Source organism: Aeoliella sp. (assembly GCF_965227375.1).
Lineage (GTDB): Bacteria > Planctomycetota > Planctomycetia > Pirellulales > Lacipirellulaceae > Aeoliella.
Genome location: NZ_CBDDFX010000002.1, coordinates 2695494 through 2710597 on the forward strand (window position 1 = coordinate 2695494; position 15104 = coordinate 2710597).

12 protein-coding genes are annotated in these 15104 nt (G+C 60.7%); 5 read left to right on the forward strand and 7 right to left on the reverse strand.

Going from position 1 to position 15104, the window contains the following annotated elements; genetic code table 11:
* Nucleotides 1-48: 48 nt before the first annotated feature.
* The 3 genes from ACQK2L_RS23485 to ACQK2L_RS23495 all read right to left on the reverse strand — a co-directional run bounded on the left by ACQK2L_RS23485 (nucleotide 49) and on the right by ACQK2L_RS23495 (nucleotide 3000).
* Entirely contained in the window at nucleotides 49-1287 is a 1239-nt protein-coding gene (locus ACQK2L_RS23485) for a PQQ-binding-like beta-propeller repeat protein (RefSeq protein WP_425399484.1), read from the reverse strand.
* 148 nt (nucleotides 1288-1435) lie between these two features.
* On the reverse strand, nucleotides 1436-2146 hold the full coding sequence (locus ACQK2L_RS23490) for a DUF4252 domain-containing protein (protein WP_425399485.1): 711 nt from the start codon (nucleotides 2144-2146) through the stop codon (nucleotides 1436-1438).
* Nucleotides 2147-2262: 116 nt separating this feature from the next.
* Nucleotides 2263-3000 (reverse strand): hypothetical protein, encoded by a 738-nt coding sequence (locus ACQK2L_RS23495; protein WP_425399486.1) that lies wholly within the window; start codon nucleotides 2998-3000, stop codon nucleotides 2263-2265.
* Nucleotides 3001-3362: 362 nt separating this feature from the next.
* On the opposite strand from ACQK2L_RS23495, the gene ACQK2L_RS23500 reads away from it, so the two are divergent.
* From ACQK2L_RS23500 to ACQK2L_RS23510, 3 genes are all read left to right on the forward strand, one after another.
* On the forward strand, nucleotides 3363-3962 hold the full coding sequence (locus ACQK2L_RS23500) for a lysophospholipid acyltransferase family protein (protein WP_425399487.1): 600 nt from the start codon (nucleotides 3363-3365) through the stop codon (nucleotides 3960-3962).
* Nucleotides 3963-4371: 409 nt separating this feature from the next.
* Nucleotides 4372-5922, forward strand: coding sequence for a DEAD/DEAH box helicase (locus ACQK2L_RS23505; protein ID WP_425399488.1), 1551 nt, complete (start codon nucleotides 4372-4374; stop codon nucleotides 5920-5922).
* A gap of 746 nt (nucleotides 5923-6668) precedes the next feature.
* Nucleotides 6669-8219, forward strand: a complete 1551-nt coding sequence (locus ACQK2L_RS23510; protein WP_425399489.1) for a hypothetical protein — start codon at nucleotides 6669-6671, stop codon at nucleotides 8217-8219.
* 10 nt (nucleotides 8220-8229) lie between these two features.
* Here ACQK2L_RS23510 and ACQK2L_RS23515 read toward each other — a convergent pair whose 3' ends face one another.
* The 3 genes from ACQK2L_RS23515 to ACQK2L_RS23525 all read right to left on the reverse strand — a co-directional run bounded on the left by ACQK2L_RS23515 (nucleotide 8230) and on the right by ACQK2L_RS23525 (nucleotide 11046).
* Complete coding sequence (locus ACQK2L_RS23515) at nucleotides 8230-8646, reverse strand: hypothetical protein (protein WP_425399490.1); 417 nt, start codon at nucleotides 8644-8646, stop codon at nucleotides 8230-8232.
* Between the two features lie 29 nt (nucleotides 8647-8675).
* Entirely contained in the window at nucleotides 8676-9065 is a 390-nt protein-coding gene (locus tag ACQK2L_RS23520; protein ID WP_425399491.1) for a hypothetical protein, read from the reverse strand.
* A 115-nt stretch (nucleotides 9066-9180) separates the two neighbouring features.
* Nucleotides 9181-11046: a pentapeptide repeat-containing protein gene (locus ACQK2L_RS23525; protein ID WP_425399492.1), complete on the reverse strand. Its 1866-nt coding sequence runs from the start codon at nucleotides 11044-11046 to the stop codon at nucleotides 9181-9183.
* A 239-nt stretch (nucleotides 11047-11285) separates the two neighbouring features.
* Between ACQK2L_RS23525 and ACQK2L_RS23530 the strand changes: the two genes are divergently transcribed.
* Together ACQK2L_RS23530 and ACQK2L_RS23535 are read left to right on the forward strand one after the other, a co-directional pair.
* Nucleotides 11286-11918 (forward strand): vWA domain-containing protein, encoded by a 633-nt coding sequence (locus ACQK2L_RS23530; RefSeq protein ID WP_425399493.1) that lies wholly within the window; start codon nucleotides 11286-11288, stop codon nucleotides 11916-11918.
* Between the two features lie 121 nt (nucleotides 11919-12039).
* On the forward strand, nucleotides 12040-13635 hold the full coding sequence (locus ACQK2L_RS23535; RefSeq protein ID WP_425399494.1) for a trypsin-like peptidase domain-containing protein: 1596 nt from the start codon (nucleotides 12040-12042) through the stop codon (nucleotides 13633-13635).
* Here the strand turns inward: ACQK2L_RS23535 and ACQK2L_RS23540 are convergent.
* A complete protein-coding gene (locus ACQK2L_RS23540; protein WP_425399495.1) occupies nucleotides 13549-15045 on the reverse strand; it encodes a M64 family metallopeptidase in 1497 nt (498 codons plus the stop codon). The genes ACQK2L_RS23535 and ACQK2L_RS23540 overlap by 87 nt on opposite strands.
* Nucleotides 15046-15104 lie beyond the last annotated feature (59 nt).

Consider the following 15104-nt stretch of genomic DNA (forward strand, 5'->3'; position numbering starts at 1 on the left):
CATCGCCTTCGCACTATTCCCGAAAAAGGGAGAAATTCCTCCGGAGGGTCAATCGCCGATCGCCGCCAGGAATTCCTGCCGCCCGCCATCCTTGCGAACCGCGTAGCGGTGGTACAGTCGGCCGTCGAGCGGCGTTGGGGTGGCAAAGCACTCGTCGCCCAGCTTGTTCTCCGCGACCAATGTAAACTCCTGGGGCGTGGTGCGGAACACGAAGGTCGTCGCTTCCTCGTTGGTGACGTACACCTTCCCATCGACATAAATGGGCGAAGAACTCACCGGCCCGGCCAGTCGCTCCCGCCACTTCGACTCGCCGTCCTCGCCGCGCACGCAGTGGGCGATGCCGTTGTCGGCCAGGGCATACAAGTAGCCGTCCACGAGCAGCATCGACTGCTCGTAGCATCGCGGTTGCCGCTTATCCCAGACGATGTCGCCATTACCCCGAACCGCTAGCGCGAACGTACCGGGATACCCGCCGCTAGCAAACGCCAAGCCGCGGTCGGCGTCCCACACCATCGTGCCACAAGTAGCGTTGGTGGTGCCCGCTGAGCTCCAAAGCTCGCGGCCGGTCTTGGGATCGTACCCTGCAACCATCTTGTTACCACTCATCACTAGCTGCTTCGTGCCATCGAGCATCGCCGGAATGGGAGTGGAGTACGACAGGCTCTCCGGCCGCGGGGCGTGCCAAACCTGCTCGCCGGTCTGGCAATCGATGGCGTAGACGCCGCTACCCCGGCCGTCGAATTCGGTGGAAAGCACCAACAGCCCGTCGACCAAAATGGGCGACGAGCCAAAGCCGAAGCGGAACTGCTGGGGATCGAACGGCGCGACGTTCTTCTGCCAGACGATCTCCCCGTCCAGGTCGAACTTGGTGACCCAGCACGCTAAGTCGTTGTTGAACAGCGCGTAGACGTGCTGGCCATCGCAAGCGGCCGTGGGGCTGGCGTGGGTGTTGTTGCGGTGGATGCGCGGCGGCAGTTTGCCCTGGTGGGCGACCGTCTGCTTGAGCAGCTTGCCCGACTGGCGGTCGAGCACCAACAGCATTTGCGTCTCGGCCCCTTCGTCGCAGGTCGTCAAGTAAATGCGATTGCCAAACACAGTGGGCGACGAATGCCCCCGACCCGGGATGGGTATGTTCCACGCCAAGTTTTGGCTGTCGCTCCAAGTGTCGGGCGCGGTTGCGCCGGCGGCCGCGTGGTTTTGCCCGCTGGGACCTCGCCACTGCGGCCAATCTTCGCCACGAGCCGTTCCCAAACCGAGCACCATCACCAAGACGATTACTGCACGCATACTTCGCAACCTCCGCAAGCGGGTCAAACTGGACAACACTGTCAGTTTTACCCGCCGCACTCGCTGGTGGGTAGCTCAGCAAAGAAAAACGCCGGCCACGAAGCGCTCAAGGCACCCCGGGACCGGCGTTGCGTGCATCGCTCTAACACTAATGGGCGTGCTTGCGCTCGATTTCCATCCGCATCTGCTCGATGGCCTTGTTCAGCTCTTTATCGAGTCCCAACTTCACGCCAATCTTCGTTGCTGCGCTGGTAAAGCGTTGGATGTTCTCCGGAGAGAGGTTGCCTACGACGTTCAGCACGACCAGTTCGCTCCGCTTGCCGGCCACAACACACACGCCGGTGATCGACTCCCCTTCGCGGAGAGTGTAGATGCGCACCAGTTCGCCGTTCTGACGGGCGCGTAGGGTTGGCTCCCAACCAGTGCTGGGTAGCGTCTCGTCATAACGCTCGATCAACTGAGCAGCCGCTTCCACGGCGTCGATCTCCTCGTTCCACACGCGGATGTGAACTTCCTGCACCACTTCGCTGGCGATGTCGCCCAATTCGCGAGCCGAGGTTAGCTGGTTGGCGACGAATTTCAAATTCTCGCTCGAAGCCGCGTCGGGCGAGGTCGACAGACCGTCGAGAAATCCGGCTGCCGCAGCGTCGCCCATGCTGAAGAACTGGCGGATCAGACCGGGACCGAGGTCCAACTCCACCGTGGCGGGCGGCAGGTCGCCAACGTCCGATGGCAATCGAGCTCCGCGGGCCGGTGCTTCGGTTTGTGCCCAGGCCGAATAAGCGCCCATGCTCGTCACCACCGCGACCACCAACACTCGGCGAGCTGCCCGCCGAATCACATACTGCCCCATACCCATAGCGATGTCCTCCCAGTTAGCGAATAGAAACAGGCGGCACGCGCCGCCCGGAGGGTTATTCGCACATCGTAAGCGAGTGTTGGAAGAACTTGGCAAGATTTTCGAAAATTCGCCAATCACGCCGCGCGGCGGATGGTGGGCTGCTCGATTACCTCTTCGAACGCCTCTCGCACCAGTCGTGCACGCTCAGGATCGTCGACAATTGCGCGCACTTGGGCCACTGCGTAGCGGCGGCACTGGGTGCGGATGGTCGGCAGCCCGGCGGCAGCCAAGGCCAGGGCTGCCAGCACCACGGTCACGCCGGTTTGCTCCACGCCGCATGCAATGAGCACGAAGCCCGTGAGCACCAGCACCACGGCCGCTTCGAGCACGATCCAGAACCAGCTCCAGGTGTCGAGCGCCCGCTCGATCAGCAGTTCGTCGATCTGGGGCCGGCGGCCACTGACGAACTGATAGAATCCGTGCCGCATAATATGGTATCGCCGGCGGACCAAATGCTCGTCCGGCACGTCGTCGAGCGACACACCGGTGCGGTACGCCAGCTCGTGGATGATCACGTCGATCTCGAACCGCTCGCGAATGCCCAGCCACTCGGCCACCACGCTATGGATGCGAAAAATCCGCGACACCAGCCCGATTGCCAACGCCGGCACCAGGTAGCCGCCGGGCACGGGCAGGATGCGTTCGCCATCAAGTTCGAGAGTGAAGTCGATCGTCTCGAGCAGTCCACCGACGGGTTCGATGTGCGTGCGCAGCAACCACACCGCCACCAGCGCAGCGCCCGACGTAAACCAGAAGATGCGGTTGAGCATCGATTGGTAATCGGTCACTGGCGTGAGCGGATTGAGCGACATGGTAATTTCCTTCGGACCAAGGGGGCCGCGGACTATACAGAAAACCACCTCTCGGCCGAACAGCAATTGGACGCGGCTCCTGAGGTCGCGACCGCACTGCTAGCAGAATCTGCCTTGCAAGCATCCCGCCAAACGCGTACTCTCCGCGGTCCCTATCCCGCACGCTCCTCTTACGTTCGAGTACCCCTCTGAAAATTCGCAGCAAACGCCTGAATTCGATTGCCACCTTCACCTTCGCCGCGCTGGTGTGGCTGCTGTTTAAAACGCTGAGAATTCGCCTCCTCACGCCGGGAGACGAGAATACCAGCCCCTACAACCGCAACTGCAAGAAGCGCTACCTTTACTCAGTATGGCACGACTCGATGGTCCTGCCCGTGTTCGGCGGTCATCATTGGTGCACCACCGCGCTGACCAGTCAGCACAAAGACGGATCGTTCGTCGCTGGCGTGCTTCGCTGGCGGAACATTCCGGCCGTGCGTGGCTCGACCAGTCGCATCCGCACCGGCGCGGTGCGTGAGTTGATGGAAACAGTCGCCTCGCGGCACTTGGTTATCACGCCCGATGGCCCGCGCGGTCCCAACCGGGTAATGAGCCCCGGCATTGCCTACCTCGCTTCGCGCACCGGACGGGCCGTTGTGCCCGCTGGCTTCGCCTGTACGAGTTGCTGGCGGTGGAAGGGAAGTTGGTCGGATTTGATCATTCCCAAGCCGTTTTCCACCATCGTGCTAATCGCTGGCGCGCCGATCCATGTTCCTCGCGACCTGCACACCAACGACTTGCCGCACTACGTCGAGACCATCCAAGCCGCGATGGATCAGCTCGATCGCGAAGCTCATGCGGAAATCGGAGCCGAGCCCAGTTTCGTACGGATGCCCGTCGTCAGCGACAAAACGGGCGACCAGGTGATCACACTGCCGCTCCCCACGCCGACCCCGCCACCCAAGCAGTCCCGTGCGGCATAATCGCCAAATCCTCGCAAATGCCGGCGCGAACGCTCGGCGGCCTTGCCGCGGCGTCGCATCGTGGTATACTTGTCCACTTACCAAGGTGTGAGACTTTCCGGCTGAGCCCGCTCTCCGGTCTGTTCACTCAAGCTCGATACCCCGCCTTCCAGGTCTTCGCCCCCCGCTCGGCGAATTTGGTTCGCGCCCTCTCGACCGCGAATGATTCTCTTGCCCCTTACCGCCTCCGGCCTTGGTGCGTGTGCGCCTGGCCCCAAGTTTCCCCCTGGGAAGTAATGTCACGAAGCCCGTGACCCACGAGGCGTGCAATACGGCAAAGCTCTCTTGAACCGAGGGCCCACTCCGCGCGAACGGACCACGCTGGTCGTGTAGACCAAGGTCCCCGCGCAACAGCTACGAAAGAATTGAATTGGATACTGCGAACACCAAGTTCTCCGAACTCGGCCTGGCCGAGCCCTTCCTCCGCGCCACCGAGTCGCTCGGGTATGAGTACGCCACGCCTATCCAGGCGCAGGCGATTCCGCTCATCCTTTCCGGCAGCGACCTGGTCGGCTGCGCACAGACCGGCACCGGCAAGACGGCCGCGTTTACGCTGCCGATGCTCGACCTGCTGCTGCAAAAACTACCACCCAAACCAACCGGCCCGCGACCGAAAAACCAGCGCCGCAAAGGCCCTAAGGGCTCCAATCCGCGGCCACGCACACTCCGCGCGCTGGTGCTCGCGCCCACGCGTGAACTATCCGCCCAGATCGGCGATAGCCTCAAACGATACGGCAAGCACACTCCGCTCCGCCACGCGCTAGTGTTCGGCGGCGTGTCGCAGGTGCCGCAGGTGCGCACGCTTCGTCACGGCGTCGACGTGCTGGTCGCCACGCCAGGTCGGTTGCTGGACCTGATGGGCCAAGGGCACATCGATCTGTCGAAGGTTGACATCCTGGTGCTCGACGAAGCCGATCAGATGCTCGACATGGGCTTCCTGCCCGACCTGAAGCGAATCGTCGCCAAAGTGCCCGAGCAGCGGCAAACGCTGATGTTCTCCGCCACGATGCCTCCGGCGATTCGCAAGTTGGCCGAAGAGTGGCTCACCGAACCGGAAAACATCCAAGTCGCACCAGTCGCCACGCCCGCCGAGCGAATCGCGCAAAGCGTGCACATGGTCGACAAAAAGAAGAAGCCCGAACGGCTCGTCCAGTTTCTGCAGGACACGCCGCGGAAGCGGACGCTCGTGTTCAGCCGCACCAAGCACGGCGCGGATAAGATCGTCAAACGCTTGAACCGCGACGGCTTGAAGGCTGCCGCCATTCACGGCAACAAGAGCCAAGGCGCCCGCACGCGGACGCTCGAGCAGTTCAAGAGCCAGAACCCGCCGATCCTGGTGGCCACCGACATCGCCGCGCGAGGCCTCGACATCCGCGACGTCTCGCACATCGTGAACTACGACCTGCCGGAAACGCCTGAGACCTATGTGCACCGCATCGGCCGCACCGCCCGGGCGGGCGCCGAGGGCACCGCGATTTCGTTCTGCAGCAACGACGAACGCAAGCTACTGCGAGCGATCGAGCGATTGATGAACTTCCGCATCGAAGTCGACCCATCGAGCGACCTGCCCGAGCCGCCACGCCGAGAGATAAAAGACGACTCGCCCCGTCGCGGCCCGAAACGCAAGAAGTTCAACCCCAAGAACCGCCGCCGCAAATTTAAGCCCGGTGAGAAGAACGGCAAGCCGGGTGAGCGAAGCAGCAAGCCGGGAGGGAAACGCGATCAATACGGCAATCGCATAGCCACGCCCAGCGAGGGCCAAGGCAATTCCAGCCGCGGCGCCTCGGAGGGAGGCAACACCGGTGAGCAAACGGCCACGACAGGCCAGCGCCCCCGCCGTCCCAAGCGCAAACCGGGCGAGTACAACCGTAAGCCCAAGTGGAAGTCGGGACAGAAGAAGCGCAGGCCGCAGCCGAAGTAAAACTCATAGGGTGGGTAATTCTGCCGGGCCGTGGCCATTTCGCACAATGTCCCACCGGCAGGTTTACCCACCATCAACACACCTTCGGTGGGTGCACCCGTCGGCGTCAATGTTCGCTAGGATTCGTCCTTAAAAACAAAACCGTCGCCATCGCATTGCGGACATCGATCGTCGACCTCCACTGGGACGCCGCCTTCCATGTGGCCCCAGCCTACCTGTCCTCGTCCCCCGCACATTGGACAGTCGATAAAGTGGTTCGCCAAATCAGCGGGGATTGGCACTCCACGACTTCGCAGATCCGCGAACCTTCGGCAGAGGATGCGTCTTTTAAGCTCATCTGATGACACAGTAGAAATGTCCTGCAAGGTGATGGAGTCTCCCCGGTGCCTGGTCATTCTACACAATGTTCCACCGGCATGATTACTTACCATATCAAGGCCCCTAGCGTGATTGCAGGCATTGCCTGCAACAGCCAGCTCATTTGAACACATGAATCCACGCACATTTTCGTGACGCAGTGGTGTTTGTGGAAGAACTCGCCAGTTCGGATGAAGTGCGTCCAGGGGTTTGGTCGAAGCAAACGGCAGCCCCCCTTTGCTTGATCGAATCCTATCATTTGGCGGGGTGTCGCAATGCGGTTCTATGCCAGGGCGTTAGTTCTTACGTCGTTGCTCGTACTGGCCAAGATCGGGAGCGCTCAGCTTTTGGCCCCGATGGTTCCGCGAGGTCCAGTTGGGCAGCCAGTGATGCTCAATGAGTCAGGCCGCTTCGAGGCTATCCCCAGACCAGAAGCCGATCCTCAAGAGGACTTCTTCATTCAGCAGGAGATGGTCTTCAGCGATTTGAGATTGTCGGTCTATCGCGATAGCGCTGGCGTGGCTGCGACTCTGTTGGATTTGTTGCCCACCCCCAACGATCCCAGCGACATGCAATCGAGCGACCTGTTGCGGACGAAGACCATTCGGACCTACACTCCCGTAGCTACTTACGGAGCCACAGCAGTTCCAGTCGCTGGCGGCACCGTGGGCCAGCTAGGCATACAGGGAACCTTGGGATTCTTCTACGACACGGGATACGCGGGTGGGACCAACGTATTCTCCCCAGCCAACATCGCAATCGATGGCACCAGTGCTGCCCACAATCGTGGACAATTCAAGTTCGTCGACGCCAACCTCACCGGACTGCCAGTTCGCGTCCAGCTTGGCACGCAATCGCGGGAGACGGCCGTGGGACTCGTGGCAACTTACGCGGAGATCTACAACGGGGACGGAACCAACGGGTTTGACGTTCGCAGGGGGTACGTTCGACTGGTCGATCCCACAGTGACCCACTCCGTCGCTTTGGGCAAGTTCGACCCGTTGCTTGGCGACCCAGCCTCTCTGCCCATCTTTCTCATTCCCGAATCACGACCAATCGGCGCTGTGGGTAATGTGGACGTGAACAAATGGAAGAGCATTCCCCAAGTGCGATACTCCTTCCTGATGGATGAGCTTGCCTGTGCAGACGATCGATTGGAATGGAGTCTGTCGATGGAGGACCAAAGCATCCTGAGTGACGTGCCATCGCCCGCGGGGGGAGCAACACTGCAGCGGTACCCGGCGTTTGCCACTCGATTGCGGTATCAACCATCGACTCAAGGATTTGCCAGCTTCCAGGTGGGTGCGGTGGCACGTCCCATCGGAGTAGAAGATGCCGCCTTCGTCGAGTACTTCGAGCCAGGGTGGGGCATTGCTACCATGGGCCGCTTCGAGTTGCCGACACAGGCTGTGGACGCGGTGTATTTCGGCGTCTGCGGGGGAAAGGGCACCGGTGGCTATATCTGGAACGGAACCAACGCCGCCAATTTTGCTAGTGGCACTCTCAATACCCTCTCGAACTTCGGTGCCTTCACCGCCTACCAGCGGTTCTGGGGAGATCCTCAACTCAACAACAACTTGCTCTCCAATTTCATCATCGGATATGTCCAGGGTGATGCCCCAGCGGCCACTGATACACAAACACTGCACCAAATGGCTGCCAATCTGATTTGGAACTTCTCGGCCACGAGCGCTGTGGCCGTCGAGTACCAATACGGACGGCGCGAAGTGGGCAGCGGCGCCACGGGAGACGACCATCGGATCATGTTCGGACTGCAGTTCACGCCGTCGAAAACACGCGAAGGCGATTCGGGCAGCACCGCTGCGGCGCCCGCCTTCGGCGACGATGGCCCATCCTTTCGGAACTATGGCGGTCCTTCCGCTACGCCGCAGATGGCCCCGCGGTCCCAACGATCGGGAATGTCGAGCCTGCGACTCTAGAGCGCGCTGGTCACTTCCACAACACACTCCCATTACATGCAAGCAGGAGCTGCTTGTACTCCATCGATCTCATCGGCGGGCACGCCATGACCGCATCGCAAAACACTTGTGGCGGCCGGTAGTGGTGCGCGTTCATGTAGTGCGTGATTAACTCCGGGCACACGTAGATCTTCTCCTCAAACGGGAAGAAGAGGTTCTTGACTCCGCGAGCCTCGCTTTGGAACTGGCAGATTCCGCATTCGTGGATTCCACAACACGCGAATGGTTGCCAAGGATCCTTCGCAAACTCCACGAGCCGGCTGTAGATCTCGCTCGGCGTTGGTCCCGTCAGATAGGGTACGTCCCGAGCAAGCCACCCAACCGACAGAATGTGCTCGGCAGTACGAGGAAGGTAAGTGCACGTTGACAGGTCGGACAGATGGGACATTGTAGCGTGGATGATAATGCGATCGGTGATCACACTCCGCTGGAGGGAGGCTCGTGGATCGTGAGGTTTTCAATGACCTGAAAACTTGGAAACGCCAACTCCAGACTCTGACGGCTGCGCATCGCTGGTGGTAAGTCCACAAGCAATGCCTGGTCCAGGTCCCCGTCGTCAATTTGGACTTTTTCGACGGAGGCGTTTGGGATCCACCAGACAACCGGGCTGACGAGCCCTCGATTCCAAGAGTATATATAGTCGACTACGAGCAGTTGAGTCTCAGGGGAACCTGTCACTTCATTGATATCAACGCCTCGCTTACGCAACTCACTGCGATATTTTAGACGTTTTAGGAGTAGTGATGCCGCTGCCACCGAGATGACTATGGCCACCGCCAATATCAAGGAAATCACGAGTTCGGTCATCAAAGAACCATTGGGTCGCAACTCACCAGGCCAATCCCACTACTCCGTCTGCATTGCGGTTCACGAGGAACGCGGGCGAGAGGGATTGGTGACCATACGGATGAGGAAACTTCTGCTACGCCTCGTCCCAGTCTTCAAGGATCGCGCCGGTTTGCCGGGCTTGGGCTTCGGTCGCGGGGTCGAGTTCGGCGTCGCGGAGGTCGACCAGGTAGAAGTCGACTCCGTCGGTTTGCGCGCCGCGGAGGCGGGCGCCGCGGAGGTTGGCTTTGCGGATCTGCTCGGGGCGGCGGAAGTAGAGTTCCGACCGGTCGTCGGTGTAAAAGCCGGTCATGCTGCCTTCCAGCGCGGTGGGGCTGCCAACCAGCCCGCTGCGGGAGGAACCCATGTGGAACGAAGCACCGCGCAAGTCGGCGCGACGCAAATCGACCCCTTCCCAGTCGACATCGGCCAGGTGAGCGTCGACCAGACGAGCCTGGCAGAAGTCGGCCGCGGGCATTTGGGCACCGGTGAGGTGCGCATGCGACAGATTGGCTTGATAAAACCGCCCCGCTTCGATGCTAACCTCTTCGAGTTGGGCATGCTGCAGGTTGGCGCGGAAGAAGTTCACTCCGTCGAGCACCGCGGTACGCAAGTCGGCGTGGGCGAGTCGCGCATTGCTGAGGTCGGCGCCCATCAGGTCGACTCCGTCGAGCTTGGCCCCTTCGAGCCGCGCGCCGGACAGGTTGGCTTCGGGAAGGCTGGCTCCGACGAGTCGCGTATTGGTGAGCAGCGCGCTGGTCAGGTCCGCTTCGCGGAAGTCGGCTTGTTCGAGATTCGCTCGCGAGAAGCTGACCGATTGGCAGTTCGCCCCAACGAGCGACGCCCCCACCAGGCTGGCATATGCCGCGTAGGCCTGATTGAGCATGGTATTGTTCAGGTTCGCGCGGTCGAGCGTGGTAGAGCCGAGCATCGCTGAGCTGAGCGTCGAACTGGCGAGGTTCGCGGAGGTAAGATCGCACTTGGTGAGGTCGGCCCCGGTCAGATCGATCTCGTGCCACTCGGCGCGCGGGAAACTGCCCGACACCAAACGCCAGCGACGCGATCGGGTGGAGTCGGGCCGCCAGGTGGTATCGAGTGAATACAGGATGCTCGCAGCCATGGCGTCGGAGGCCGAGTAGCGTCCCGACTCGACGAGTTGCTCCAGCGACTCGCGCGACTCCCCGCGGACCGCGAACCGCTCGGCACACAACTCGATCAACTTGCGAGGCAAAGGTCGATTCAAGCGATTATTCAGACGGCGGATGTTCGGGGCCGAGACAATCCACTCGGCAGCCAGGGTGAGCTGCACATCGCGGTGCCGCAGCAGTATCTTCAGTTCGTCGGGCATCTCGCGCTGGAACGGTTTGAGCCACGCCTCGAACGGCGAGCTTTCGCGGCGGCAGAGCATGGCAAGACTCGCCCGCAAGGCCTCGAGATACTGGTGCTCGTCCCCTGCCCTGTCACGCACTTCCATCCGCAGCGCGGCGTTGGGGTCGGTGAGGTCAGCATCTCGCTCGAACCGCTGCAGCACGATGGTCGCCAGCTGTGGATTCCACGCCCGCTTGGCATGCTCGCCAAGTTGCTTCATGACTTGCTTGCAACCATCTGGGTTGGCGGCCAGCAGGTACTCAACCAGGTCGTCGCGACTCCACGGCAACAGGTGAAAGGCGCCCGACGTGGCTGGCGTTTTGCTGGCAACGGCCGCCACGGCCAGGTTTGTCTCACCAATCACCTTGTCGGCATCGGCATGATCGGCCTCGGGAAACTCGAACTCGGGAAACTGCCGCACCAGGTACTTCAGCGCGGTGGACTTTCCGCTACCGGGACCACCAACGAGCCAAAGCACGCCGTTGGTGCCGGCTTCGAGATGCTCGGCAACGAAATCCTCCAGCAGTCCGACTTCCCCCGCGGGTGCGCGAACCCTGGGACGAACCATTGCTCTGGCAGGTTCGAGAGATGGCATATTCAACAACCCCTTGAGTGTCCCCTATCAACTCTCTTGATTTTAGCGATTCGAAACTCAGCGTCAAAAATAGTCTCCCGCCTCGGCAAAAATGAAGAATAAATGAACGGAGCGTGGGAGTGACAGCACTCAGTCAAAACTTGCCCGACAGCCGGGGCGTCGTAGAATGCCGCCACTCGGTGCCCCCGGTGGTGGGGCGGCGCGCGGGTTGTCTGGTCTTACGCCTTAAGGAGAAAGCCATGAGAAATGACCTTACGGACATCACCCTTGTCGTTGATCGCAGCGGCTCAATGCACCAAGTGCAGCAGGACGCCGAAGGGGGCGTGAATGCGTTCATCGCCGAGCAGGCCAAGCAACCGGGCGAGGCGCTGTTGACGCTGGTGCAGTTCGACACCGAATACGAGTTCTTGCATCAAGGAGTGCCTGTCGATCTGGTACCTCCCTACCAACTTCTCCCCCGAGGATCGACCGCGCTATTGGACGCGGTGGGGAGAGCCATTAACGAAACCGGCCAGCGACTGGCCGCGATGGACGAAGAGCAGCGACCGGGACTCGTGGTGGTAGTGATCATGACTGACGGACTAGAAAACTCCAGTCGCGAGTTCACCAACACGCAACTGCGGGAGATGATCGAGCATCAGCAAAGCGTTTACAATTGGCAATTCACGTTCCTGGGCGCCAACCAGGACGCCTTCGCCGAGGCGGGCCGCATGGGCATCGCGCGGAATGGAGCCGCCAACTATCGAGCCGACAAAGCCGGCGCCGCCTGGGCGGCCACCGCCACCAAGGTGGCCAGGATGCGGACGGCAACCTTCGTCGGCGACACGGTAGAAAATCGGTTCACGGATACTGAACTTGAGGAAATGCAGTAGGCGGCCGGCGCAACTGGCATCGCGAGTTGCCACCTACTACAATCGAGCTAGCAACGACAAGCCTGTGCGATGATTGCAGGGCGGGCCGATTGACTTCCTTCATTTTGAGGTTGGGGTGGCGATGAAACAGTTTGCAATCGTGCTAGTAGCAACAGTGGTGGCATTGGTCAGTTGGTCGGCTGTCGCGGTGGCTCAGCCACCTGGAATCGACCTGCCCGACATTGATTTGCCCGGGGTCGACGCACCGACCGATCCGCCGCCCATGGACATGCCGGACGACGATGCCGCGGAGCAATCCCCCGGCGAGGTGGACATCGAAGCGCATGTGGTGAAACTGAACGTCACGCACCGCCGCCCCGACCACTATCGCCCGTGGACCAAGTCGAGCCCGCAAAAGTCGTCGGGGTCGGGGGTGGTGCTGCCGGGAGGTCGCATCCTGACCAACGCCCACGTGATCATGCACGAGAGCCAAGTGCTGGTGCAGATGCGCGAAGGCGGCGACCAACTGCCCGCCCACGTCGTGGCCGCCTCGCCCGAGATGGATTTGGCAATCGTGGAACTAGACGATCCCGCGCCGCTAGCCAGCCTGCCCGGCCTGGAACTCGCCGACCGCCTGCCAGAAACCAAGTCGCGCGTCAGCGTGTATGGTTACCCCACAGGAGGCGAAGATCTGTCGGTTACCACTGGCATCGTCTCGCGAATCGAATTCACGTCGTACTACTTCACGGGCGCCGGAGTGCGAGTGCAGGTCGACGCAGCGCTCAACCCTGGCAACAGCGGCGGCCCCGCGATTCAGGACGATCAGATCATCGGCCTGGTGTTCAGCAAGATTGAGTCGGCCGACAACATCGGCTACCTGATTCCCACCGAAGAGATCAAGCGATTCTTGGAGGACATCGAAGACGGCAACTACGATGGCAAGCCGTTGCTGCTGGACGAGTACCAGTCGGGTGAGAACACGGCCCTGCGCAACTTTCTGAAGATGCCTTCGGAGGCGACGGGCATTGTGGTCACTCGCGTGAATCCAGATGTTGAGGATTCCCCACTGCAGAAGTTCGATGTGCTAACCCATATTGGTCCGCACGAACTCGACAATCAGGGATTCGTCGAAGTCCGCCCCGGTCTGCGGTTGCGGTTCATGTACTACGTACCGCTGCTGGCCAAGGATGGCAAAGTGTCAGCAACCATCCTGCGCGACGGCGAATCGCAGGAGATCGAAATCCCCGTCCGCAACGCACGCAACCTTCTGATACCGCTGCTGAAGAACAACTACCCGGAGTACTTCATCTATGGGCCACTGGTGTTCACCACGCCGACGCAAGAATCGGTTCGCGCATTGGGGCCACTGTACATGACCGCCCTGGCGGCCCGACAGAACCCGCTCGTTTTACGGATGTTCGACCGCCCCGCCGAACCCGATGAACAACTCGTGATGATCGCAACGCGGATGTTCCCGCACCGCATCACGCAGGGCTACTCCAACCAGCCATTTGCAGTCATCGAACACGTCAATGGCACGCCGGTGAAGAGCCTGAAGCACATGGCCGAGTTGCTGCGAGACAGCGAAGACGAGTTCCTCGAGTTTGGCATCGATGGACAGGGCGAGACGATGGTCTTTCGCCGGAAGGAACTAGAGGACGTGTCGGAGGAGATCCTGGTGGACGAAGGAATCCGGTACCGCGCGTCGAAGTCGCTTCGCTCGGTATGGGACGACTAGCGGCAAGACCATAGCGGCCATTACGATGCCCGCCGGCTCTGGCACTTGGCTCGCCGAGGACGTAGAGGGAGTTCTCGCCAATCCCAGGTGGTTTCGCCAAACGTGGTAGTCGGCCAGGTTGACGACTCCGTCCCCATTGCCATCGGCGCTGGAGCGGGGCTCAACCACGTCGCCGAACGTCGACTTCCACTCAACGTAGTCGTTGGCGTCGACCAAACCATCGCCATCGTAGTCGCCCGGCAATGCCGGCGTCGGTTCTTCGGCGCTGATTGTCACCTGCCAGGTAACGTACTGCTCGAGCTTCGACGTTTCCAACCGCACCCAGCCATCGACCGGATCGAAACCAGTCGGATCGAACGCCCTCAGGGTGACTTCGTACTCACCAGCACCATAACCGAATGCCGTTGGATCGAATGTGGACTGGTCCGCGGATAGAACCAATGCATTGTCCACGAACCACTCGAACTCAATCACCTCTTCATCCACCGACGTAACCGACAACTCACTGGGATCAACCAACGGAATCGTGTTGTCCGTCCAGGCGTCGAGGGGATCGACCAGTTCGTAGATATCCAGCACAATCTTCTCGCGGCTCACGGCGTTAAACGGCCGACTGAGGTTTCGCATTTTGGAATCGATCGATGGCCGATACATGCCGGTCTTGTGGTACTTGGCGCCTTCAAAAGCTCCGATGACTCCAACGCCTGGCTGATTGTAATTGAGCCAATGAGCCCACTTCGCTCCGGTAGGATCCGCGGTGACATTCACCTGCGTTGGTTCCGGGCCATCGTAGTGCGACGGATCCGCCCCGTAGGTGTACTCGTCGGCTAAGTTGCTAAAGGAGTGTGCCACCTCGTGCAAGGCGATCTCGCTACTGGAGCCACTCCCACCAGCAAAGACTGCGTAGGAACCACCCGAACCACCGTACTTCGTGTCGTTCACCACCACATACTGCATCTCGGCTGCAAACTCAGCGTCCACCAGGGCGGCATTGCGGACACTGTTTGCTTTGTTTTTGTCGATGGTCAACAGACGTTCGGTCACTCCGTCGCCGAAGTACTTGGCATCCAGAGCCGTGTCCCGAAAGACGCCGCTCGGAGGAATGTCGGCGCCTGATTCGTTCGACACCACTTCAACCGCATGCACGTTGAAGAATTTCCGATACCGATGGAAGGGCTCGGAGTTGAGCGAGGCGGCGAACATGTGATCGAGGTACGAGTCGATGTGCTGCTCGTAAACACCGTTCGCCAGATCGGACTCCGTGTAGCCATCGCCCAGCACGACAATATCGACCCGGTTGGCCGACGGACCATTGTCGAGGAGCGTCGTCCACTCACCAGCCGCCAGCGAACAGTTGGCGAAAACGGCCATCCATGCCAAACTACAACGCATGTTTCGAAAGACATGCATGGTGCGCACCTCCATGTTCCTTGCCCGCTGCAATCTAACATAGGCATTCCGTTCGGGGA